The sequence below is a fragment of the Clostridium sp. Marseille-P299 genome (genome assembly GCF_900078195.1).
Taxonomy (GTDB): Bacteria; Bacillota; Clostridia; order Lachnospirales; family Lachnospiraceae; genus Lachnoclostridium.
On the sequence record NZ_FJVE01000007.1, the window covers coordinates 2,223,106 to 2,246,411 of the forward strand.

Genomic DNA, 23,306 nt, shown 5'->3' on the forward strand with positions numbered 1-23,306 from the left:
TTTAACGAGATATAGAGTGAATACGTATAACAGGGAGAAAGGAGGTTCACCTATGCAAGATCAAATGATTGTCGAACTCTACTTGCAGCGAGACGAATCAGCGATTCAAGAAACAGAAAAATCATATGGCAATTATCTTCGAGCGATTGCTTACAACATTCTTTCAAACATTGAAGATAGCAAGGAAAGTGTAAATGATACCTATCTAAATGTATGGAATTCCATACCACCGCATAAGCCAAATATTCTTTCTACTTACCTAGTAAAACTAACCCGTCGGGCATCCATTGACATCTACCGAAAGCGAAATCGAGATAAACGAAAGGCTTCTGAATATGCTATTTCACTTTCTGAATTAGATGACTGTGTTTCTAAAGGTGATACTACCGCGCAGAGTGTAGATTTGAATATCCTGGCAAAAGAAATCAATATCTATCTCCGCACATTGTCAGAAGAAGCAAGAAACACATTCATTGGAAGATATTATTTTATGGACTCTATTCGTGATATTTCGGCTTATTATGGAATGAGTCAATCTAAAGTAAAAAGCATGCTACACAGAACAAGAATCGGCTTGAGAACTTATTTAGAACAGGGGGGATTTGATTTATGAAAAATGAATTTATCAGTGATGCTTTAGATCTATTAGATGATGATATAATTATAGAAACCGCTGTGGTACGTAATAAGAAAAAACATTCATCTTTTGGTTGGCTAAAATGGGGAGCTATAGCAGCATGTGTATGTTTTGTTACAGTTAGTGCTTTTCAAATATTTAATCATGAATCCCCGAAAAAAAATATTCAAAGGTGGTCAAAACACTTTGCTGCGGAAGATTACTTTAAGTACAGCAATGAAGAAAGAGGAAATATATCAACTAGTACTAAACTATCAGATAGTATTCCTCCATATACAGAAGCACGCTTCTTTTCTGAGGAGCGACATCAGTTGGAATCGGAAGGAGTTATCCCCGTTATGGTAAATCATCCTCTGTTTGACTGCGAAGTTGATTACAATGAAGATGGTAGCATTTACTGCATTAAATTTGTATGGCACAGTCGAGGAGATGCATACAGTGATTTAAGCATCACGGCCGGTTTTCAGGAAGTGGAACAAATTCAGGATTACATTGTCATAGAGGTAGATGATAATGGTAATATTATTCCCCCTGCAGTGACTGTCACCGAGCGAGATGGTATACAAATAATAGCCGAAGGAAAAGAAAATTGGAATAAGACAATCACCTTCCAAAATGATAGTGGATGGTATCAAATTGAAGGCTCTTGGAATGATAATTTTGCATCCGTCGTTGAATTATTAGATTGGATTTGGGAACATCCTGTTGATTTTACAAAATTTCCAATTGAAGCCGGCGATGAATTTACCTATATCGAATTAACAGAGTATCCTGATGCCTTTGCTAATTATATACCGAATTTCGAAGCATTTGGATATGTGAATGAATTTACTACCTTAGTGCTGAAAAATGGAGAACCATATTCCTTTGAAGGGAACTATATTGCTCATGCAGATGAAAAATCAATAAAAGAAGGAACATATTCAGAAATTGATGGTTGGACTAACATTCACTGGTGCATTGATACAGAACCTAACTATTATGATATAAAAGACAGCCTTGGTGAACTAGAGGATCTCACAGAACAAACAATACAAGAAGTGTTGAAAAACGAAAGTAATTTTGCATTCCTGTGGAATGATTATTTTATTCGAGTATATACAAAAAGTTCAAAAGAAGCATGGAATATTATTGAAATGCTTCAAAAATAATGACTAACTGTCAATCATAAAAATATGAATATTAAAACTATGCAAGCCGCTTACTATAATGGTAAGCGGCTTGTAATTCATTCTCACTTACTAGCGGACATACGCCACCATTTCTTTTTGTTCTATCTTAACTAATCCATTTTTTTGATAAAATTTATTGTCTACTTCATCGTATAAATCTGTAATTACCAAGAACATTCTTACATTTTTATACTTATCGAGTACGTACTGAAAAAGTTGCGTTCCAATTCCTAATTTTTGATAATCATGATGAACTATTAGGTCCTGAACAACGATTATATGTTCTCCATCTCCTACACATCGAACAAATCCAAATAGTTTATCTTCTTCGTATGCACCTAAACACAAAAGAGAATTATTAAAGGCTCTCTTTAACTTTTCATCATCCTGTAGATAAGCTCTCCAGTTTTCTGATGCATAAATTTCCTTAATTCTTTCAAAATCATTTTCTTTTGTTTCTTTAAATTTAATATTCATCTTAAACATCTCCGTAATCCTTTTCTGTTAATATATACCTATCACTTAATTATAGATGATATATCATCATAATTCTAGTCAATAATATATCTAAATAACCTTAATGATTAATACCCTAGCTCGTGCATTAAGAAACATACAGATAATACGCAATATCTCACCAAGTATAAAATTCTCTCCAATACACAGTAAGCGAACAAAAACAAAGTCCTCTCCCAATCAATAATAAGTAAATCAAAAAAGTCTCCTCCCAAAATAATAAACTGACAAATATCAGTTCTATACTTCGTTTTGAAAGAAGACTTTTCAATATTTTAAATTAAGATCACTGGAATTTTAACATTGCACTTCGATTGATTACCGCTGTATTGTATAGAAATAAAACATCTTGTGTAGTAAATTCCATAACTTCAGTTAAATAAGGCATCGGAGCAAATCGCATATCTATCACTGTAATCTTTGAATACGCTTGAAGTAACAATGGGGCAATACTACTTGCATAGGAATCTCCAAATAGTATTAATTCTCGATCGTCTGTTGCATATGGATTTGTAATTGTTACAATCGGTGCTAAACCTTTAAGAAATACATTATATGCAACATCTGTATTCAACTCATCAAGAAAATATACTCCTTGATACTCACCAACACCATAAATGTCAACCGTTGCTTCATCCGTTACTTTATTTGTCATATAAATCAAAGATTCCTCTGGTACCTCATCCATATACTCACTGTGGACCCCTTTGAAATTTTCAACAACATTCTCAGTAAAATCAGACTTATCAATTTTAAAATCCATGAATTTTCCTAATTGGTTCACAACTGGAAATAATTTTTCCTGACGCCAATGGTGATCCGTTTTATAATAATCAGTAATGGATAGTTTATCCATAATCGGAATATATTCCATGTGTTTCACTTCATTTGTAAGAATATCAAGCATACTTTCATAATTTTCTTTCGTAAAACTTGGATTTTCAATAAAATAACCTTTATCAGGAATTACAGAATAGTACACATTCATATTTGAATTTAGTAAAGTATCATAAGCACGATTCAACTTTTCACTCATGCTATGTATATAGCTCTCTTCAAATGGTTCCATTTTCGAAAAGACATAATCTTTCGCAAAATAAAGCCCATTCTCATCAGGTTCACTTGAATTTAACGTTACTTCATTCGTTTTTGTGCTATTATTTGCTTTATTTATAAACATAATTGCTAAGCAAATTATTATAATCCCTACAAGTATCCCAAAAATTAATCTTTTCTTTTTCATAACTCTACTCTGCCAATGATAAGAAACTATCCATAATTTCATTTGGGCTACTATTAGTCATAACTAAGATAACTAGATTTCCGATATTATCAACTAAAACATTTTCTGGCTCTACACCAACACAAATCCACTTTCTTGGATTTACTTTTTCTTTAATTTCTTTTTTAAGAGCTTCAATGTCTGTACCGTCCTTTACACGTGCTAAGCATACAGAATGTGCCACGGATATCATTGATTCTGAAGCTAAAGCTTCTTCAATGTCCATATTTTCTACACCAAAATAATAAGAAGTTGAATCTTTTGTAATTTCTGTGTTAAATCTCATAGGTAATTCAGAAGTAACATTGCTATAGATTTCTTCCATGATATCTTCTAATGATCCTGATAAAATATCTTCCTTACTTGCTTCTTCTGTTGGAGTTGGAGTACTAGTTGGTTTTGGAGCTTTCGTTGGTGCTACGCTTGGCTTTGGTTTCTTAGTTGGAGTTGGAGCCTTAGTCGCCTCTGGTGCCTTTGTAGGAGTTTTCGTTGGCTCTGGCTTTTTCGTTGGAGCTGGAGCTTTCGTTGCCTCAGGCGCCTTTGTAGCTTCAGGAGTCTTTGTTACTTCTGGTGCTTTTGTGACTTCTGGTGTATTCGTTATATCGGAAGCTCCTGGTTGTTCTGTAATTTCAGGCTGCTCTGAAGGTTCTGCTCCATCAGTAACTAAAGCTTCTCCATTATTATTTGGATCAACAGTAACTGTAGGTTCACCGCTTGGAACTTCTGTTATACTTGGTTCTCCAGTCGCGCTTGGAGCAATTGAAACCTCTGGTTCTTTTGTAATCTCAGTGCCTATAGCTTTGTCTGAATCCTCATTCTTTGATTGACATGCAAATAACACGGCAGACATTGATAAAATAGCTGCACCTGTAATTATTTTCTTATGTAGTTGTTTTCTCATTCTTAATCATATCTCCCTTTGTTTTTCTTTTGATTTTTCTTTTGGTTGTTCTTCGATAAATTAGACGAAATAAAATGAAAAAGGTTCCAAGAATTTTAATATTTCTTTTTTACTCTTCTCATTACCTACCTTTACGGATTATGTTAAAAATATTTATCATATAACAAATCCTAGGAAAAATTCAAAATGGTTAATGATAGAAATTCAAGATGAAAACGTTCTAAATGATGCTTTTAGACTTATGGAAATGCGTCGAAATTGTAAATAAAGAAAATAAATTTTGCGTACTTTCTATTGTCATGAATAAATCTTCCACGTGCAAAGAAGGAGGATATCTTTCCTCCTTCTTTGTGTTTTATATTTCAAATTCTGTTAATGTTATATCATCTAACGTTATATCGTTCCATGCTATGCCATTTAAAGTTATGCTATACTTGCAACATCATATAGTTTAAAGCTATTTCCTACCAATTCATTATTTTTCATAAAGAAATTCATCCGGTAAAGTCACTTTAAAATCTACCGCTAAGTCCTTAAAATTCTGTACTGTAATCGTCTGTAATTTATCCGGACGCATGGATAACATTTTTACTAGTATCTCTGCTGATTTTTCAACTGTATGCATAAGACCAAATGTTATATCAAAATCCTCTCCAGAGCAGAACATTCCATGATGTGCCCAAATTGCAACATCATATTTTTTCATAAGCTCGCTTGTAGCAACTGCGATGTCTCTACCACCAGGTACCATCCAACCTACAACACCTACACCAGATGGAAAAACAACTGGGCATTCCGTAGCCATTTCCCATAATTCACGAGTAAATACCTTATCTTCTAATGGTAGCACAAATGTTAATGCTATAATATTCGTTGTATGTGCATGATAAATAACACGGTGAGTTCCACCACTTGCTAACTTTTTAACTTCATGATTCATTAAATGACTTGGTAGTTCGCTTGTTGGCCTTCCACCTTCCACTAGCCCCCAAACAATACGATAGTTCTCACCAGTCTCATCAATTTCAATAATACAAATATTTGCAGCTGGATCTAAAATGACATTACGAAAATATTTTCCACTTCCAGTTACTAAAAAGAATTCACCAGAAAGTTCAGGCACTTTTGTTCCAATTGGTGCAAATGCCTTATCGAATTGTAATTCTTCTTTTACGGAATCAATCTCTTCTTGCTTAATACGGTAAGAAAGATTTCCACCATTTCTTTCATGCCAGCCTTGTAAAAAACCATCATTCGCCATGCGAATAAAACCTTGAACAAATTTTGCATCTATAACTTTCATAATTACCTCCATTATTACGCCAATTTATGGCTTTCCCTAGTACGTTTTCTCTTCATAGTTCATAGTTTTTTCAACTAAATTTATACACGCTTCACTAATACTTCTTCTTCGTATTGTTTTACTACATCAAACCAGTCTTCTTTTTCTGGTACGCCATTTATTTCACAGAAATAATTCCAAACATCACCGATTGGATATAATTTAAATTCTTCTTGGAACACCATAATTTCAGTCAGACGTCTTTCTTCCTGAAGTTTGGCTAACTTTGCATTTGGAAGTAATAATGCTTGTAATAACGCTTTTTGCATATTACGCATACCTACTACCCAAGCTGCAATACGATTGATGGATGCATCAAAGAAATCAAGGCCGATTAGAACTTTATCAACACCATTTTTAATAATTTCTTTTGCAATCTCTTTTGTTTCATCATCGTATAAAACAACATGATCGCTATCCCAACGAACTGGTCTTGTTACATGAAGCGCAAGTTTATCTGAGAATAATAACATGGAGGAAATTTTATCTGAAACCATTTCTGTTGGATGATAATGTCCGTTATCCAGTAAACATAAAATATTATTTTTAGCAGCATAGTTCATGTAAAATTCATGAGAACCAACGGTATAACTCTCTAGGCCTACTCCAAATACCTTTGATTCTACTGCAACATATACCTTACTCTTATCATAAGGAATGGATAAAATCTGATCCAAGGAATCTTTTAAACGAGCTCTTGGGGACATACGATCTGCTGGTATATCTTTAAAACCGTCTGGAATCCAAATGTTTACTAAGCATGGGGTTCCTAACTCTGTTGCGAAATACTCAGCAATTCGAATACTTGCTTTCCCATGATCAATCCAGAATTTACGGATTGTCTCGTCTTCACTTGATAAAGTTGCCTTCTCTGCCAATGGATGAGAGAAATACGTTGGATTAAAATCAAGTCCAAGTCCTCTTTCTTTTGCAAATTCTACCCATTTCTTAAAATGTTTTGGTTCTAACTTGTCTCTATCTACAAATCCTTCTTCCAAAAATGCATAACTTGCATGTAAATTAATTCTATGTAAACCTGGTATTAAACTAAGTGCTTTGTCGATATCATTCATTAATTCTTCAGCATTTCTTGCTTTACCAGGATAATCACCGGTTGCCTGGATACCACCAGATAATTCTGTACTTCCTTCAAAACCTGAAACATCATCTCCCTGCCAGCAATGCATAGAAATTGAAATGTTTTTTAATGTTTCAAGTGCTGCATCTGTATCAACACCAAATCTACCATATATCTCTTTTGCGGATGCGTATCTTTCTTTCGTTGTCATAATAAATCCTCCTTATTTTATAGTTTATACTTCTTCGTAATAATGAATCAATGGAAATGAGTCAGCGACACATTCTCTTGCCTTGTCTAGATTCTCAAATTCACCTTTTTGAATCATTTGAGCAAGTAAATTTCCAATTGCGGTTGCTTCTGTTGGCCCAGCAATAACTTCTTTTTTCGTGGCTTTTGCCGTTAATTTATTTAAATATTCTGCATTCGCGCCGCCACCTACGATATGAATACAGTCATATTTTTTACCTGTAATTGCTTCTATTTCTAAAATAGTTTCTCCATAGCACATTGCTAAACTGTTATAGATTACTGCTGCTAACTCATCTGGTTTATCTGGAACTCTTCCACCGGCTTTTCTACAATAATCCTGTACTGCATCAATCATGCTTTCTGGATTTAAAAAACTATCGTCATTACAGTCAACAAGTGAGTTGATTTTTGCATCTTCTGCCATATTGCATAGTTCTTGAAACGAATAAACATCATGCAGCTCTTTCTTTAGTGACTGTATCATCCATAATCCCATAATGTTTTTAAGATAACGGAAACGGTAATTATATCCACCTTCATTGGTAAAGTTGGCATTCATACTTTTAAGAGAGCAATCTGCCTCCATTCTCTCAATTCCCATTAAGGACCAGGTTCCAGAACTTATGTAAATCACATCTTTTTTCGTACTTGGAACCGCCATTACCGCGGAACCCGTGTCGTGTGTTGCAGGAAGAATCACTTCGCAGTCAAATCCTATCGCTTCTACTAATTCCTTTTTTAATTTACCAACCACAGTTCCAGGTTGTGAAAGCGGTATAAATAATTCTTTTTTATACCCTAACATTTCAATTAACTCATAATCCCATTCCTTAGTGATTGGACTAACCAGTTGCGTCGTTGTGGCATTTGTGTATTCCATCACCTTGTTACCTGTTAATAAAAAGTGAAAATAATCTGGAATCATCAACATTGATTTTGCATTTTCTAAAATCTCTGGTTTTTTCTTCTTAATCGCCATCAATTGATAAATCGTATTAAATATTTGCTTTTGAATCCCAGTTCTTTTATACAAATCTTCTTCATTAATGATTTGATACACACCTTCATCCATATTCGCAGTTCTGGCATCACGATATCCAACGGTATTTCCAAGAATCCTATCCTCATGATCTAGTAAAACAAAATCAACACCCCATGTGTCAATGCTTACACTAACGGGAATCTTCCCTAGCTCTTTGCACTTTTTTAAGCCCTCTAAAATCTCATAAAAAAGCTTATCAAGTTCCCAACAAAGTTCACCTTGTTTTTTCACTAGTCCATTGGAAAAACGATAGATTTCTTCATATTTTATCTGGCCATTCTCTACAAACCCTAGAATATGCCTTCCACTGGACGCCCCAATATCAATTGCTAAATAGTAGTTTTGCATACACCCTCCTAATCTAAACAAAACTTTTTATAAAACCCTTTTAACAAACTTATTCAATAAACCTTTTTATAAAAACTTATTTAACAGACCTTTTTATAAAACTTATTTATCAGGCCTTTTTATAAATTAACAAACCTTTATTGTAATAATGACTTATCACTAACATCATTGTATTATGAATATCATGATAAAAAAAGGACGCTATTTATAAAAAATAACGTCCTTATTTGCAACTATTTTAAATTATCTAAGCGATACTCTTTTGGTGACATTTGAAAGCGTTCTTTAAAAATACGATGGAAATAACTTGTATTATCATACCCTACTGCAGCAATAATTTCTGCTACCGATAACTTTGTATGAGATAATAGATAAGCGGACTGATTTAATCGCTTTGTTTTTAAAAGGTCCTTAAATGTCTCATTTGTTTGCTTTTTAATTGCTCTACTAAGCCAGTAGATATCATATTTTAAAAGATTAGAAAGCTCTGTAAGTGTAGCATCTTTATAGTTTTCTTCAATATAACTTAACACACGAAACATTAAATCTTGTTCAAAGGAATTGCCCTCGGAATTTAACTTATCCGTGTAATTAAGTAATTGTAAAAAAAGCAACCCCATTGTTGTTTGATTGATACTTCGTTTGTTCGTTTGATTATTCATGATTGTCCAAATCATATTCTCAACTAAGTTTTGAATAGGTAACACATCAGCAACACGGAATAACAAATAATTTGTATATCTTGAATCATTACATAAGCATCCAATCAAAAAATCTCGTAGCAGGTTATTTTCTTCACCTAACATCATAAATGTTGTGTCAAAAAATTCTGGCTGAATGATGAAGTTAACAGCAATATCCTGCTCCCCTGCAGGAAATATCTCCTGTGTGGCATTTTGATTTAAAAACAATAATTCTCCTGCTTTTAATACTACTTCTTTGTCATTTATCTTATGCTTAGTTGATCCAGAGCACATATAGATGACTTCCACATAATTATGTTTATGTTTTGGAAAATGAACAAATCTAGTATGTGGCCTGATTTCAATTAATTTCCCGTGAGCTAGAAGTTTATTGCTATCTACAATCATTTCTCTTTTTTCTGTATATAGAGTTCTGTTAATGCCAACTTGTCCATCTAATATTGCCTGCTCTTCCTCTGTTATGACAGATAGTGCATCTATAATATCCTTGTGCATAGTATTCCTTCCTTTATAAAAGTACCTAGAAATATAGTACAACTAATAGGTATATTCATATAGCATAGTATTTCATCACATGTGCTGCCTACAGATGAAAGCTCCCTTAAAATAAGCACCTGTAAGCTATTTAAATAATTGCATTTCATTTTTCTAGTCGAAATTCTTTAAAACCTTTATATTAGTTCTCTAAATCTATTCACTATAAAACTATTCTCTATAAATCTATTCACTATAAATCGTATGTTTTGTTTCTTTCCCATTTTCCCAGTAAATGTCAATTGTTCTCTTATGTTTTATGCGTAATCCTTTTACATAACCTGTTTTAAATTCATCTGATAATGCTGGAAGAATTTTAAGAACTCCGTACCTGTCTTGCACTAACATATTAGCAATCCCAGCGATTCCTCCAAAATTTCCGTCAATTTGGAACGGTGGATGTGCATCCCAAAGATTATCATAGGTTGATTTCGTCAATAATGTATTTAAATATTTATAGGCATTTTCTTTATCTCCAAGGATTGCGTACATATTAAGGATCCAAGCACAGCTCCAGCCAGTATGCCCTCCACCATGAGCTAAACGCCTCTCTAAGGAAACACGACAAGCTTCAATAAGTTTTTCATCTGTACCAAAAAGTTCTGATGGAAATAATCCATACAAATGTGATATATGTCTATGACCAGGCTCACTTTCTTCAAACTCTTCGTTCCACTCCAAGAGCTGCCCAAGACTTCCGATTTTATAAGGAGCTAACTTAGATATGCGTTCGTTTATTTCTGGCAAGATTTCATCCTGAATCTCTAACTCTGTACATGTCTTAATAAAACTATCAAACACTTCCCTAATTAAGGTTAAATCCATTGTACATTTCATTGCTACACAACTTGTTTCCCCTTCCTTCGTGATAAAACGATTTTCAGGAGATGTGGAAGGACAAGTTACATATTCCCCTTGATATTCTACAAGCCAATCAATGAAAAAGAGTGCTGCTTCCTTTAATATTGGATATGCGGTTTCCTTTAAAAATTCCTTATCTTCATGGTATTCGTAATGTTTATATAATTCTGAAACCATCCAAGCACCACCCATTGGCCAAAACGACCATGTAACACTGCCTTCATATCCAATTTTTTCGCCATGAGCTAATCCTACTGGATTTGTATTGCACCAGACATCCGCATTGTGGTGATGAACAAACCCTCTACAATTGTAATGAAGCTTCGCCGTCTTTTTACCTTCCTCACACAAACGTTTCACAAGCTCAATATAAGGAGGCAAGCATTCGGTAAGATTACAACTTTGCGCAGGCCAATAATTCATTTCAGCATTGATATTCGTTGTCCAGTTACTGCTCCATGGAGCTCGTAATTCCCAACTCCAAATGCCTTGTAGGTTTGCTGGCAAACTTCCCTCTCTAGAAGAAGATATTAAAAGGTATCTTCCATATTGAAAATATAGGGCATAAAGGGCTGGATCACTTTTCCCTTCTTTTAAGTTTTTCAAGCGTTCATCTGTAGGGATATCTTGCTGTTCCCCTAGATACAACTCAACTTTATCATAAATCTCCTTGTAATCCTTACAGTGTTCTTGTTTGATTTCTTCATAGGAAAGGCCTTTATAATTACAAGCCTCTTTTACCGATTGAATCATAAGAACAATTTCACTCGCATGCTTCATTTTAATACATTTCTCTGATGTATCCACATTTTCATCAATAGCAATATCACCATCAAATGAAAGGACTGTAATTTTACTTGTAAACGAAATTCCCTTCTCTCCCCAGATTACCGGTGGAATATCCCTACCAATATAGGAAGGATCCACATGTTCTGGGCATTGGCCTTTCATAAGAATACCTGCCTTACTATAGTTTAGTGTATGCTTTAGCTCAGAGCTTAGAGAAATACTAACATTAAGCAAGGGTTCACTCGCTGTTAATCTAATAAAAATAGCCTTATGTGGATAACTTGCAAAATATTCTCTATTATATTCCACATCACCTACCATATAAGATACTTTAGCAATCGAGTGATCGATATCCAATTCTCTTGAATATCCCTTGACTTTTTTTCCATGATGAAATTTAATATGTAATTTGCCTAGGGGTAAATAAGATTCATTGTATTCCCCTAACATTGTATGTCTGATCAAATCTTCCGCTTCTTTATTCTTCTTATCAAATACAAGCTCTCTTACTTTATTTAAGTGAGCATAAGCCTCTTTATTATTCTTGTCCTTATAATAGCCAGACCATAAGCTTTCTTCGTTTAACCCCAGTACTTCATCCGAAACATTACCAAAAATCATAGCACCTAAGCTGCCATTTCCAATTGGAAGTGTTTCTTCCCATTTGGTAGCTGCCTTGTTATAGTTTAAAACCATACGATTATTCATGCTACAAATCCCCCTTCTTTGCAGACGTCCATTCCCAATACTTAACTCGATTATACTTTAATTGGTATATGAAATCAATATTTTACATCGTTTACTTTACTATAATTGACAAAATAAATCCCAGCTTATAGAGGCTAGTTTATCTTCCTCTATAAGCTGGGATTTTCAATTATCCAATATAATACAGGCATTAAGCCACTAATTATAACAATTCTTTACGTAATTCTTCTGGGCTTTTTGCACTAAGATATACTGGTGCAATATCAAATACGGTTTTGCAACCCTTTTGTCCTTCTTTGCTTAGACGATATGCTGCTCTTGCATATGCTACTAATACAGAAGAAGTAAACTCTGGATTGGAGTCTAATTTTAAGCTATATTCAATGATATGAGAATTTTCTTCTTCCCAACCAGTTTTACCAGTTCTAAAAACAAAACCACCGTGTGGAATTCCACTATGGTTCTTCTTTAATTCTTCCTCGCTGATAAAATGAACTGTTGTGTCATAATCAGAGAAATAGTTCGGCATATTTTTAATTTCCTGTTCGATCTTAGCTAAATCAGCTCCTTCTTCTGCTACAACAAAGCATTCTCTCGTATGCTTTTGTCTAGTTGTAAGGCTTGGATTTTCACCATTTCTAACTGACTCTAACGCAGCTTCTACAGGAATTGTATACTGTTTTGCATCTTTTACGCCTTCTACACGTCTAACTGCATCTGAATGTCCTTGACTTACACCTTTGCCCCAGAATGTATAATCTGAACCAACTGGTAAAATAGCATTTGCATACAAACGATTTAAAGAAAACATTCCTGGATCCCAACCAACAGAGATAATTGCAACATGTCCACTTTCTTTTGCAACTTTATCTACTTCATCAAAATGTACTGGAATGTTTGCGTGTGTATCAAAACTATCAACAACGTTAAAATATTTTGAAAATTCAGGTGTCTGCTTTGGTAAATCTGTAGCACTTCCACCACATAAAATAACAACATCTAAACTATCTTTCATTTTAACAACATCATCTACATGATATACTGTTGCAGTATTTGTAAGAATATTTACTTGTTCAGGTGAACGACGAGTAAATACAGCAACTAACTCCATATCTGGATTCTGTTTAATCGCACATTCAACACCACGTCCTAAATTACCATATCCAATAATACCTACTTTAATTGACATATACATCTCTCCTTTGGTGTCTTTCTAGTTAGTAAATAACCATGTACGATTTTAACAGAAATTTTCTCTTACTGCAATAAAATGGAGAAAAAAATCTTAATTTGATAAAAAAATTATAACCATTTTTATGTTTCATATACTCATTTTTATAAATTGTATATTTTGTGTGGTTATGGTAATATATAATGAATGTTTTTACGAAAAGAGGAAGAATATGAATCAATATGAAGTAATCGAAGTGGAATATGGCTCCACACAGTATGAAGAAACTATTTTATTACGAGACAAAGTTATGCGTCAACCACTTGGGTTGTCCATCAAAAATGAAGATTTATCTTATGAGCAACGAGCTACTACTTTAGTTGTATATGACTCAGATACTCTTCTTGGAACTGGAATATATGAAATGATTGATGAATCCACAATGCGTGTTAATTTTTTATGCGTTGATTTTAATCTTCAAAAAAAGGGAATAGGACGTACCTTATTAGAAGAAATTGAAAAGAGAGCAAAACAGCAAGGAATTAAAAAAATAACACTAAATGCACGTTTAACCGCTCTTGACTTTTACAAAAAGTTAGGATTTAACGAATATGGTGACATCTTTTTAATGAAAGCAGCTCCTATCGAACATATCTGTATGGAAAAAATACTGTAAATCAACATATCAAAGGGACTGTCGTATGACAGTCCCTTTTCAATAGAAAATCACAATGCTAATATCCTCTAAGTGTGAATTTCCTTAAAGATTAAAATGCTCCTTTATTTGTTTAGCAACTGCACTTGGATCTAAGTTAGAATTATCAATTTTTATGTAATTATGAAATTTGATTTCACCTTCATTGCTAACACAGCGATACCTTAAATCATCATTGATTAATCTCTGATTCGAAACTTCAATCTCCCGTTTCGATGCTTTGTTTTTTAGGCGATTCTCTGTAACATTACGTTCCAAACGAACCTCCCTACTTGCGACTAATTCCACATAATAAAATTCAGTATCATAAGGCTTGAAAATCTCTTTCACATGCTCAATATAATCCCAATCGGCTTGTTGATCAAATGCCCACATATATGTAAATATCATTCCATAATTATTAGAGGCTGCAAATTCTTCAAAAATAACCTCTCTTAAACGTGAAATTACTTTCCCATTATACTGTCCAAAAATTTCAATCACAGGCTCAATGGTCATATGATTATGAAACAAGCGAAGATTAGTTATTTTCATTAATTCCTGTCCAACTGTCATTTTTCCCACAGCAGCATTCCCAATTAAAAACAATAATTTCATCAAACAGCCCCTCCTACTAGATATAAATGATTTTATCCAATAGAATATTACATATTTTTCTAACTGTCAATCTTTAGTTTATTTATGTAAATCAAGTTTTCAATGGATCAATGCAAAGTAATCACTTTGCATTCTCAATGATAGATACAGATACTTCTTCAAAGCCCACTGCAGCTTTGAGAAAATCAGCAACTTCGTTTATGGTGCTGCATTTTCCTAAATCTTCGTTAACGACAACATTCACCGTTGCATTAACGATATTTTCATCATAGGGTACAAAGGTTACCATAAAGCTATATTCATTATCGAAAACATAAAGATAGGTTGTAGTTGTTTGCAGTGTGCTATCAATAAAGCTGTCACTATATGTAATAATTGAGGTTGCAGCTACTGTCATTGCACCTTTTTTAGAATTTAATTGAGTAGGCAGTACACTTGGAAATCTATCCTTAACCATATCTTTTATTTCATCAGATAAAGCCACATCACCCACTATACTATCAAAATATATTTCAGCTAAATTGTTTAGCGTAAATACTGCTTTTGGCTCTTTATAATCCTTTGAGCCGATATCGTTTATTATATTTGTAATTTCTTCGCTTGCACTATATAGAGAAATATATTCTTTACTTTCACAGAGTGTTTCAACTTTCTCTATTAAATTAAGACCTTTATCTAAAAGTGATATTTTTTTATTCTCAGTTTTTGAGACAGCACAAGCAGTTAAGCCAACTGCCATTACTGTTATTATTGTTAATGCAATTATTTTCTTAATTTTCATTATTGTTTCTTCCGTCAAATACAATTTATCTTTTATCAATTCATGCTTCTTACACATTACTTTGCGGTTCTTCTACGTGTTCCCACATGAAATATTAAATGCTGTTAAACTTTTATTTTCATTATTCTAAAAAGTGGACTGTCTTTGCAATTTCGATTGCTTGCTCTTTTGTAAAAATATTTGTTGCCAAGGAAAGATAATAAGCCACATCACTATCCTCTTTTGCAAAATAGATGTACCAGTAATCCGAAGTCGTATCTGCTGCATCGATGTATATTCCTTGCTCCTCCAACTTTCCAAGTTCTGCACCTGTATACAGATCATGATTCCCATGATATAAAATAGCTGGCATATCCAATCCTTCTACATTTTCTATTTTTTCTTCCGTTGTGTGATTCCAATATGCATATTTTCCTTTTATTTGGCCATTTTCAAAAATAATAAAATCCTGTGCATTCTTTATCCTGGAAATAACACCTGCAGCTGTCCATTCTGGTAAACCAGATTCTACCCACTCTCCAGCTACCTCATAGGCTCTTGGTTCAATCACTGCTCCGCCATCGATACCAATGTTGGCATTATAATCGGTAAGTGTGTATCCTTTAGGAAGGGTAATCGTAAGCCAATCACTAATGCTGGTTTCCATAGCAAGGAACTGCTCTATATCTGTAATAGGAGTATAACGCCAAGGTTCATCCGTATTTAAAAGCACACTGTCATTCGTTTCCTCCTGAGTAAGATAAATCGCATCTAATTTGTCATTCTTCTTCATATAACTTACACCTAAGATAAAATTTCTCTCCTGATAATTCAGCTTAAATTTAACATAGTAATTTAATATCCCCTCATTAGTATCTCTATCCATTACCCCATTGGTGTAGTTTAAAAAATCTGCTTTCTCTATTCTGTCCTCTTGGAACAATAAGATGACTTCTTCCATCGTTAGTATACCATTGTTTTTTACGGTAGTTTCTTGTGAATTGGCCGCCCGTAATTCTCCCTCCCGAATAGTAGTAAATACTACTGCAAGGATAATACATACTAAAGTTGCAACAACAAAAAACAGCACTGTATGGTTTTTGTGACGTAATAGATTTCTTATTCTATATCCAGAGTTTTCCTCTCTTGAAGCAAGAGGCTCACCATTTTTAATATGCTTTTTAAAAATCTTATTAATCAAAATACTCCTCCTCATACTGACCAATCATTCAGACCAAGATTGCCTGAATTTTCTTAAAACCAGACACCCCTTTGTATGTTTCAATAGTTGCATTCGGATAATATTCTTCTATCCGCACTATACCATTTTGAGTAAACCCATAACTAGCCCACTTATGGTATATACCACTATAATCATACTCTATACTCTTACAATAAAGTTCTACCGCATTACTTAAGTAAACTAAAATATTTTCTCTCTTTTTAGACATGTAAATCAATGGCTTACCATGATTAGATATGTGTGGCTTTAAAATATTTATATTTGGTACTTGTGATGCATGAAAAAACATGACTTTCATCTCCTGTGTAATAGTAGAATTAACATAAATTATAATTATGTTAATTTTCCACGTAGAATAAATTTCTGTTCTGGATAATCTTGATCATAACATAATTCAGCCTCTTCAAATCCTAGTTGTTTGTAAAGAATCCTAGGAGCAACCCCTTTTTCATCATCCTCTCGAAAAGTTAGTACAACAATATCACGACTACGGTCAAGATTTTTTAACATTAGTTCTATCATGCTAGTAGCAATTCTTTTACGTCTGTAATCCGGATGCACTGCCAAGTGGCAAAGCATGTTATACCTAGTTGAAAACAACAAAAACCCCACTACCTTATTCTCACTTACTGCACAAATAGCACTTCTTCTGTTTATATTTTTTATAACGGTGTTTCTATAATTATCTATTTTTTCCTTAGTCTCTAATCCGGGAAAATTGTTACTAACAATATCTATTAAGTTCAGCCACGAATCGAGATTTTCCATAGTAGCATAATTTATTTCAATATTATTTTTCATAATCACTCACCTCCTGAACATAATATTATTTCATTAAAATATAACTTGTTTTATATCATTCACTTCTTTATTATTTGTTTTTAACAGGTAACCATATCTCAAAATTATACGGAACATTGGATGGATTTTCTGGATTAAATATTTCTAACGATGCATATCCTTCTATCCCTCCATTGGTTTCTAATTCAATTAGTGATATATATTCATTTTCGGGCAGCCAATGCTTCCAAATTTCATCACATAACCTGTTATACGTAAAAACTCTTTGATTTAAATCACTGCATATTCCTGTAAATCGTGCAAATGTTAATGGAAGTAGTGTTAATTCATCAAACTCATCGCTAACTGCGTTTGAAATATTCTCACATCCAATATGATATGAAAACGTATGTGTGTCATTATCACACTTATAACAGAAAATCCCCAAAATCTTATCTGACTGACATAACTTTTTCAGCTTCGATATTCTACCATCTGCAACCCCCTCATACCACATTTCAAACTGCATTTGCATACTATTTTCCCAAGGTACCATTTTTCCAAAACCAAGATATTTTTTCTCTGGTTGAGTGATTATGCCCTTAAACATTCTTCCCTCCATAATATAATGAGTTCCTAAATAATTGATAAGTAATAAACAATGTTTTATACTTTGCTATAGAACCTAATTATAGAACTTTGTTATTCATTTTCGTTAAGATGTTTCAATCATTAATACTCACACTGCAGCCCTTTCATACAATAATAAATACCAATAATAAAACAAAACAATTCACCGAATCCACCCAAATGGCTTTGTGGATCAATCATAAAAAATCCACCAACTAGAATGATTGCGATACCTAATAGTATCATTTTAAGACCATGCATTGTGTAATCCTTTCAAAATTCAAATTAGTCTGTATCATTTATCATCTCTTTATAGATTAATACATAATCTTCCAATTTTCAATATTAATAGTATTATTATGTTAAAATCCCATTACAAATCCATCATGAAAGTCTGTTAGCTTTTGTATTACTTCGCTAGCCGTCATATACTTTATTTTTCTACCCATCTTTCCCTTCTTGAATCACCGTTTACTCAATTAACTTATTATATCCTTGCAATAAAAAAACTACCAACAAAATATTGATAGTTAGTAGTCTAGAACTATAATGTTTTAGATTAATAATCATTTTGACTTTTTGTTCTCAATTGCATGAACAATAAAAGCTCCCGCTGTAGCAATCGAAAAAATAATACCTAGTTCTGGTAGTAAAAAACACCCCAAATAACCTACAATTATAGTTACAATGAATGTTATGATTGCTCTATTCATATCTACTTCTCCTTTTGTAAATCATTGTTATTACTATATTGTAATGTATTATTTTCCAACTAGCAATATTAAGTTGTCAATCTTCAATTACATTTATGATTCTAGTTTACCTCAATAAAAAACTACCAACTAAATATTGATAGTTGGTAGTCAAGATATATATATGTAATTTGCTTGATTTGGGTTATACTCATAATCCCTGTATAAAGGCTTCAATTTCAAAATTAACTTGTTCGGAATTGTCACCATTAGAAAAGTGAGCGGCGTTCTTAATAATATGTAGCGGATAGCTTGTGCGTTTAGACCAGTCCTCGCAGTATTTTCTTACTTTACCTGTTTTATCACTATCTCCGAGCAGAATAAGAACAGGAAAAGAAAACGTAACTTCTTTATTCTCTGCCGCAAATTTCCCGTACGCAATTCCCATTTGTTCAATAATTTCTGCTTTCGTCAGTGGTTGCAGCATCTCTAACATTTTGTTGTAGGAATATGACGATTTGGAAACAGACTTTGCCATGCTTTTTCTCAGCATACCGTCCGGAAACCATTTTGCCATTGACTCAACTTGCTTTAGCCACCATAAGTCTGTTTTAGAATAGTATTTCATGCCAAACGGCGTTGTGTCCAGTGCAATAAAGCCCTCCACCATTTCAGGAAACATACTTGCAAACATCTGGCTTGGATAACCGCCCATTGACATTCCAAGCAAAATAACCTTAGAAATACCTTCGTTTTTTAAGATGCTGTGAAGTTCTATTGCGGTCTTCTCATACGAAAAATCATGATATGGTCTTGAAAGCCCATGTAGGGGGACGTCCCATGTGAGAACAGTGTACTCCGAAGAAAATCTTTCGACTTGTTTTTCAAACATGGTATGGTTCGCAGTTAAGCCGTGCGTAAAAACAATACATTTTGCCGTAGCATTTTTGTTGTGTGCAATCCAATAGTGCGTATTCCCATTTTGTGATTTGATCTGCTTATGTTCCATAACCCCATCCCTTCCAACTCTAATACACAGCTAATATAAATAATCTTTACCTTACAATATCATATACTTTACCAACTATCAATATTAAGTTATCAATGTACTCTTACTTCTTTAAATATTAAGTTATCATGGTAAATTCTAGTTTGTACTATATAAGAGTAGAGATTTTGTCTCTATTCTTATTTTTTGTTATGATGAGATTGATTGGCTGACGTAATTCTAGATGGGACACCACGCCCGACGTTAAACCTGTCAGCCAGCTCTCATTATCATTCATTCGATTCAGCAAGTTGGGACGTAGCTCCCGTGTAACTAACAAACCTGTTTAGATATTTGAGAAGTTGGAACCAATCATAACAAAGACAAAGGAGGATTACCATGATTGCAGTGGGTATTGATGTATCAAAATCTAAAAGTACTATTGCAGTTCTAAGTTCCACAGGAGAAATTATTCTTAAACCGTCCGAAATTCACCATAATGAATATGATCTAGGTCAATTCATTGCTATGCTGAAAAGTCATAATGATGAGATTCGTATAGTGATGGAAGCAACAGGTCATTATCACTATCCCATTCTCAAACAGCTTCTTGCTGCCAATTTATTTGTTTCTCTAGTTAATCCTTATCTCATGAAAAAGTATGGAGATAATGAGATTCGCAAAGGTAAAACTGATAAAAAAGATGCTATGCGAATCGCAAAATATGCTTTAGAAAAAGCTTATTTCCTTACTCCTTATACTGGAATCGATGAGAAATATAATGACTTAAAATTTCTTTCTCGGCAGTATAACCAAAACGTTTCAATGAAAGTAAAAGCAAGAGTTCAACTTTCTAATTTACTCGATGAAATAATGCCAGGTATTCAATCGATTCTCACATCAAACACGTACGATCCAGACGACAATCTTCTTTATCGTTTTATAGAAAAATACGAAAGCTTTGATACTATAAAAGCAATGACTGAGAAGCGCTTTATTTCATCTTATGTCAAATTCGCTTACAAAAGCGGAGCAAGAAACCCTCAAATGAAAGCCCTTAAAATTTATGAAACTGCCACCAAAAGCATTACTACTAGAGGCGTTAATACAAGTACTTTAGTTGCTGTTAAAAATGCTTTACTCTTACTAAAGCAAACAGAAACTTCATCTAATGCTATACTAAGTCAAATGCAATCAATAGCCTCTACATTGCCAGAATACCCAGTTGTAAGGGCTATGAATGGAGTAGGTGATAAACTAGCTCCACGCTTGATTGCTGAAATCGGGGATGTTCGCCGATTTAAAAATGCACGTGCTCTCAATGCCTATGCGGGGAATGATGCTCCACCGTTTCAATCTGGTCAATATGAAAGCCTTAACCGGCACATATCTAAAAGAGGTTCAGCAAGCCTACGAAAAGCGGGTTATGAGGTCATGCAATCCCTAAAGTTACATAAACCCGAAAATGATGCTGTTTATCTCTTTATGATTAAAAAAGAAGGTGAAGGTAAGCCAAAAAATGTAGCCAAAATGGCAGGGGTAAATAAATTTTTACATATCTACTATGCTCGTGTAACAGAAATCTATAGATAATATTTTTTTCTCATATCTATGAGGTTTATTAAAGTTACCCTTTTTTAAGCTAAAAATTATTTCAATTTATACTTGACTTTTATTAGCAAGGTTTAACGTACAAAAAAACTACCAACTAAATATTGATAGTTGGTAGTTTAATTTTTCTTAATTACGCTTTATTATACTTGATTGTTCTCCTACACATGCACAGCAATAAATATCATCTTTCTTCCCATATAAATCTTTGTAAGAGATGCAAAACAGTCTTTCATATTATACTTTTTTTCATTTACTAAATAAAACTTTGTTCTAAAATCTCCACTCCAACCTCCATGCTCATTCATTGAAGAGTCAAAATAAAATAATTCAATAGTTTTACTTTCGTTCGTTGTTAAATTACATTGTTTAAATGAGCCCCCTGAGCGACTTTCTTGGAACATTCTAATATTTAAATCATAAGCAGTAGTTTCTCCAGTCACCTACCTATTCATATAATTATTACAAAATAGATTTGAATTTAATAAGTAGAGCATATAAATCATTCTACATTAATAACGTTTCTCTTTATATGTATTACCGAAATTCCAACTACAATTAACATAGCTGGGTCACCGAGAAAAAAGACAACCCAATATATTTTTTCAAAATCAAGATAAATTAATCCAGCTATTTTAGATATACATTTCAAAAAGAAAAAACACATCCATAAATAATTTAAACTAAGCACATCTTGTTCCGAAATATGCTGTAGTGATTTTATTTGAAAGTCTTTTGCAAGATATAAAAAAACACTTTTTCTTTTAATTGTTAGCACTACCATAAAACTCAGCAAGACTATATTTGAAATCAATGCTGGAATATAGTAGAGCTTTTCATTTCCAGACAAAACAATCGAAGTACTCGATAAAATCAAACCAACAAGTCCAATTATCTGAGTATTTGATACTTGCTTTTTCTTGGTATAAGCCTGTAGAACTGCTACCAAACTAATTAAGACAGAAATAATCATCGCTGGCAATAATCCAAACAATCTATAACAAATCCAAAATGCGATTGTTGGAATTATTATATTTATAATTGGACTAATCTTCTTCATATCTTTCCTCCCTACAAATTCTAATTATCATTCTTTTAGAAATATAGTCTTAGTTCGCAATTGTACGCTACAGCGCATCAATAATCATATTATACCATCATAAGTAGATAGTTTCTACCTTTTTATCCCAATCCTGTTAACAATAAATATTCAGTATTCAATGTACCTATTTAACTAAATATTAAATTACCGCATAAAAAACTACCAACTACTATTATAGTTGGTAGTAAATTTTTATATTCCTTTCTTACAGTTTTAAATTATCATTTTAACATATTCTATTTCTTCTTCATCTCTCGAAACTTCCACAAAACCAAACTTTTTATATAAATACTGATTTCCTATACTAAAAATAGGCGTTGAAAGTTTCCATACTAAAATATCTGAATATTCTCTCTCGACTAATTCCAGTACACGATATCCAAATCCCTTGTTTTGGTAAAATGGTTCTATTACAAAATCTTCAAAACGCATAATTGTACTGCTAATAGGAATAAGAAAAAATGCTCCTATAATTTGATTATCTAAAGTAATTTTATAGGCAATATATTTTTTAATAATATTGATTTGAGATTCCATCTTAGCATAACCAGGTGGACCTCCGTTCCTCCCTAAATATGTATTAATTTCTTTGTTATATGCAGAAATTTTAATTCTTGTAATGATACCAGCATCTTCTATATTAGCACGTACAATTTTCAACATATCCACCATCTCCTAACTATAGGTTATCAAAAGTGTAAAACTTATTGTAAAAAAATAGTAGACTGTTTTTACGTTAACCGTTAAGATATACTTAAACCATACAATAAAATATATTTTCTATTAACAAATTATCAATATTCAATTACCAATGTTCTGCAAAATAAAAGGCGGTGAATTTTAATGTATTT

At 33.1% G+C, this 23,306-nt stretch carries 25 protein-coding genes; 4 read left to right on the plus strand and 21 right to left on the minus strand.

All coding sequences use genetic code 11. The features are described from left to right. The first annotated feature begins 52 nt into the window (after positions 1–52). Together BN4220_RS17680 and BN4220_RS17685 are read left to right on the plus strand one after the other, a co-directional pair. Entirely contained in the window at positions 53–613 is a 561-nt protein-coding gene (locus BN4220_RS17680) for an RNA polymerase sigma factor (protein ID WP_066719671.1), read from the plus strand. Further along, on the plus strand, positions 610–1,788 hold the full coding sequence (locus tag BN4220_RS17685) for a hypothetical protein (protein WP_066719674.1): 1,179 nt from the start codon (positions 610–612) through the stop codon (positions 1,786–1,788). The genes BN4220_RS17680 and BN4220_RS17685 overlap by 4 nt, the downstream gene beginning before the upstream one ends. 90 nt (positions 1,789–1,878) lie before the next feature. On the opposite strand, the gene BN4220_RS17690 is transcribed toward BN4220_RS17685, so the two are convergent. From BN4220_RS17690 to BN4220_RS17730, 9 genes are all read right to left on the minus strand, one after another. Next, positions 1,879–2,286 (minus strand): GNAT family N-acetyltransferase, encoded by a 408-nt coding sequence (locus tag BN4220_RS17690; RefSeq protein ID WP_197467954.1) that lies wholly within the window; start codon positions 2,284–2,286, stop codon positions 1,879–1,881. Between the two features lie 325 nt (positions 2,287–2,611). After that, positions 2,612–3,568, minus strand: a complete 957-nt coding sequence (locus tag BN4220_RS17695) for a hypothetical protein (RefSeq protein ID WP_066719675.1) — start codon at positions 3,566–3,568, stop codon at positions 2,612–2,614. A gap of 4 nt (positions 3,569–3,572) precedes the next feature. Beyond that, a complete protein-coding gene (locus BN4220_RS17700; protein WP_066719677.1) occupies positions 3,573–4,508 on the minus strand; it encodes a hypothetical protein in 936 nt (311 codons plus the stop codon). A 475-nt stretch (positions 4,509–4,983) separates the two neighbouring features. After that, positions 4,984–5,811, minus strand: coding sequence for a rhamnulose-1-phosphate aldolase (gene rhaD, locus BN4220_RS17705; RefSeq protein ID WP_066719680.1), 828 nt, complete (start codon positions 5,809–5,811; stop codon positions 4,984–4,986). A gap of 80 nt (positions 5,812–5,891) precedes the next feature. Continuing rightward, positions 5,892–7,139: an L-rhamnose isomerase gene (locus BN4220_RS17710; protein ID WP_066719683.1), complete on the minus strand. Its 1,248-nt coding sequence runs from the start codon at positions 7,137–7,139 to the stop codon at positions 5,892–5,894. Between the two features lie 24 nt (positions 7,140–7,163). Further along, positions 7,164–8,570 (minus strand): rhamnulokinase, encoded by a 1,407-nt coding sequence (gene rhaB / locus BN4220_RS17715; RefSeq protein WP_066719687.1) that lies wholly within the window; start codon positions 8,568–8,570, stop codon positions 7,164–7,166. Between the two features lie 233 nt (positions 8,571–8,803). Further along, entirely contained in the window at positions 8,804–9,769 is a 966-nt protein-coding gene (locus BN4220_RS17720; protein WP_066719691.1) for an AraC family transcriptional regulator, read from the minus strand. Positions 9,770–9,994: 225 nt separating this feature from the next. Then, positions 9,995–12,166, minus strand: coding sequence for a glycoside hydrolase family 95 protein (locus BN4220_RS17725; RefSeq protein ID WP_066719694.1), 2,172 nt, complete (start codon positions 12,164–12,166; stop codon positions 9,995–9,997). A gap of 202 nt (positions 12,167–12,368) precedes the next feature. Further along, entirely contained in the window at positions 12,369–13,355 is a 987-nt protein-coding gene (locus tag BN4220_RS17730) for a diaminopimelate dehydrogenase (protein WP_066719697.1), read from the minus strand. 214 nt (positions 13,356–13,569) lie between these two features. Between BN4220_RS17730 and BN4220_RS17735 the strand changes: the two genes are divergently transcribed. Continuing rightward, on the plus strand, positions 13,570–14,013 hold the full coding sequence (locus BN4220_RS17735) for a GNAT family N-acetyltransferase (protein WP_066719700.1): 444 nt from the start codon (positions 13,570–13,572) through the stop codon (positions 14,011–14,013). Positions 14,014–14,097: 84 nt separating this feature from the next. Here the strand turns inward: BN4220_RS17735 and BN4220_RS17740 are convergent, their stop codons facing one another. The 9 genes from BN4220_RS17740 to BN4220_RS17770 form a co-directional block, all read right to left on the minus strand. Then, the gene (locus BN4220_RS17740) at positions 14,098–14,649 is read right to left on the minus strand and encodes an AAA family ATPase (RefSeq protein ID WP_066719703.1); all 552 of its coding nucleotides are present in this window, start codon (positions 14,647–14,649) and stop codon (positions 14,098–14,100) included. A 121-nt stretch (positions 14,650–14,770) separates the two neighbouring features. Further along, the gene (locus tag BN4220_RS17745) at positions 14,771–15,430 is read right to left on the minus strand and encodes a hypothetical protein (RefSeq protein ID WP_148401766.1); all 660 of its coding nucleotides are present in this window, start codon (positions 15,428–15,430) and stop codon (positions 14,771–14,773) included. 121 nt (positions 15,431–15,551) lie between these two features. Continuing rightward, on the minus strand, positions 15,552–16,610 hold the full coding sequence (locus BN4220_RS17750) for a hypothetical protein (protein ID WP_066719709.1): 1,059 nt from the start codon (positions 16,608–16,610) through the stop codon (positions 15,552–15,554). 28 nt (positions 16,611–16,638) lie between these two features. Next, the gene (locus BN4220_RS17755) at positions 16,639–16,941 is read right to left on the minus strand and encodes a hypothetical protein (protein ID WP_066719711.1); all 303 of its coding nucleotides are present in this window, start codon (positions 16,939–16,941) and stop codon (positions 16,639–16,641) included. A gap of 44 nt (positions 16,942–16,985) precedes the next feature. Next, positions 16,986–17,453 (minus strand): GNAT family N-acetyltransferase, encoded by a 468-nt coding sequence (locus BN4220_RS17760; protein WP_066719717.1) that lies wholly within the window; start codon positions 17,451–17,453, stop codon positions 16,986–16,988. 70 nt (positions 17,454–17,523) lie between these two features. Next, positions 17,524–18,042 (minus strand): GyrI-like domain-containing protein, encoded by a 519-nt coding sequence (locus BN4220_RS17765; protein WP_066719720.1) that lies wholly within the window; start codon positions 18,040–18,042, stop codon positions 17,524–17,526. A gap of 122 nt (positions 18,043–18,164) precedes the next feature. Beyond that, positions 18,165–18,323 (minus strand): hypothetical protein, encoded by a 159-nt coding sequence (locus BN4220_RS20340; RefSeq protein ID WP_197467955.1) that lies wholly within the window; start codon positions 18,321–18,323, stop codon positions 18,165–18,167. A 305-nt stretch (positions 18,324–18,628) separates the two neighbouring features. Further along, positions 18,629–18,775 carry a hypothetical protein gene (locus tag BN4220_RS20170; RefSeq protein ID WP_156476428.1) on the minus strand — a complete coding sequence of 49 codons (147 nt, stop codon included), beginning with the start codon at positions 18,773–18,775 and terminating at the stop codon, positions 18,629–18,631. A gap of 190 nt (positions 18,776–18,965) precedes the next feature. Continuing rightward, on the minus strand, positions 18,966–19,763 hold the full coding sequence (locus tag BN4220_RS17770) for an alpha/beta fold hydrolase (RefSeq protein WP_066719723.1): 798 nt from the start codon (positions 19,761–19,763) through the stop codon (positions 18,966–18,968). Between the two features lie 378 nt (positions 19,764–20,141). Between BN4220_RS17770 and BN4220_RS17775 the strand changes: the two genes are divergently transcribed. Next, complete coding sequence (locus BN4220_RS17775) at positions 20,142–21,335, plus strand: IS110 family transposase (protein ID WP_066718695.1); 1,194 nt, start codon at positions 20,142–20,144, stop codon at positions 21,333–21,335. A gap of 179 nt (positions 21,336–21,514) precedes the next feature. Here BN4220_RS17775 and BN4220_RS17780 read toward each other — a convergent pair whose 3' ends face one another. The 3 genes from BN4220_RS17780 to BN4220_RS17790 all read right to left on the minus strand — a co-directional run bounded on the left by BN4220_RS17780 (position 21,515) and on the right by BN4220_RS17790 (position 23,118). Then, positions 21,515–21,796 (minus strand): hypothetical protein, encoded by a 282-nt coding sequence (locus tag BN4220_RS17780; protein WP_066719728.1) that lies wholly within the window; start codon positions 21,794–21,796, stop codon positions 21,515–21,517. A 59-nt stretch (positions 21,797–21,855) separates the two neighbouring features. Further along, positions 21,856–22,413 (minus strand): septation protein IspZ, encoded by a 558-nt coding sequence (locus BN4220_RS17785; protein WP_066719730.1) that lies wholly within the window; start codon positions 22,411–22,413, stop codon positions 21,856–21,858. 255 nt (positions 22,414–22,668) lie between these two features. Next, positions 22,669–23,118 (minus strand): GNAT family N-acetyltransferase, encoded by a 450-nt coding sequence (locus BN4220_RS17790; RefSeq protein WP_066719736.1) that lies wholly within the window; start codon positions 23,116–23,118, stop codon positions 22,669–22,671. Positions 23,119–23,306 lie beyond the last annotated feature (188 nt).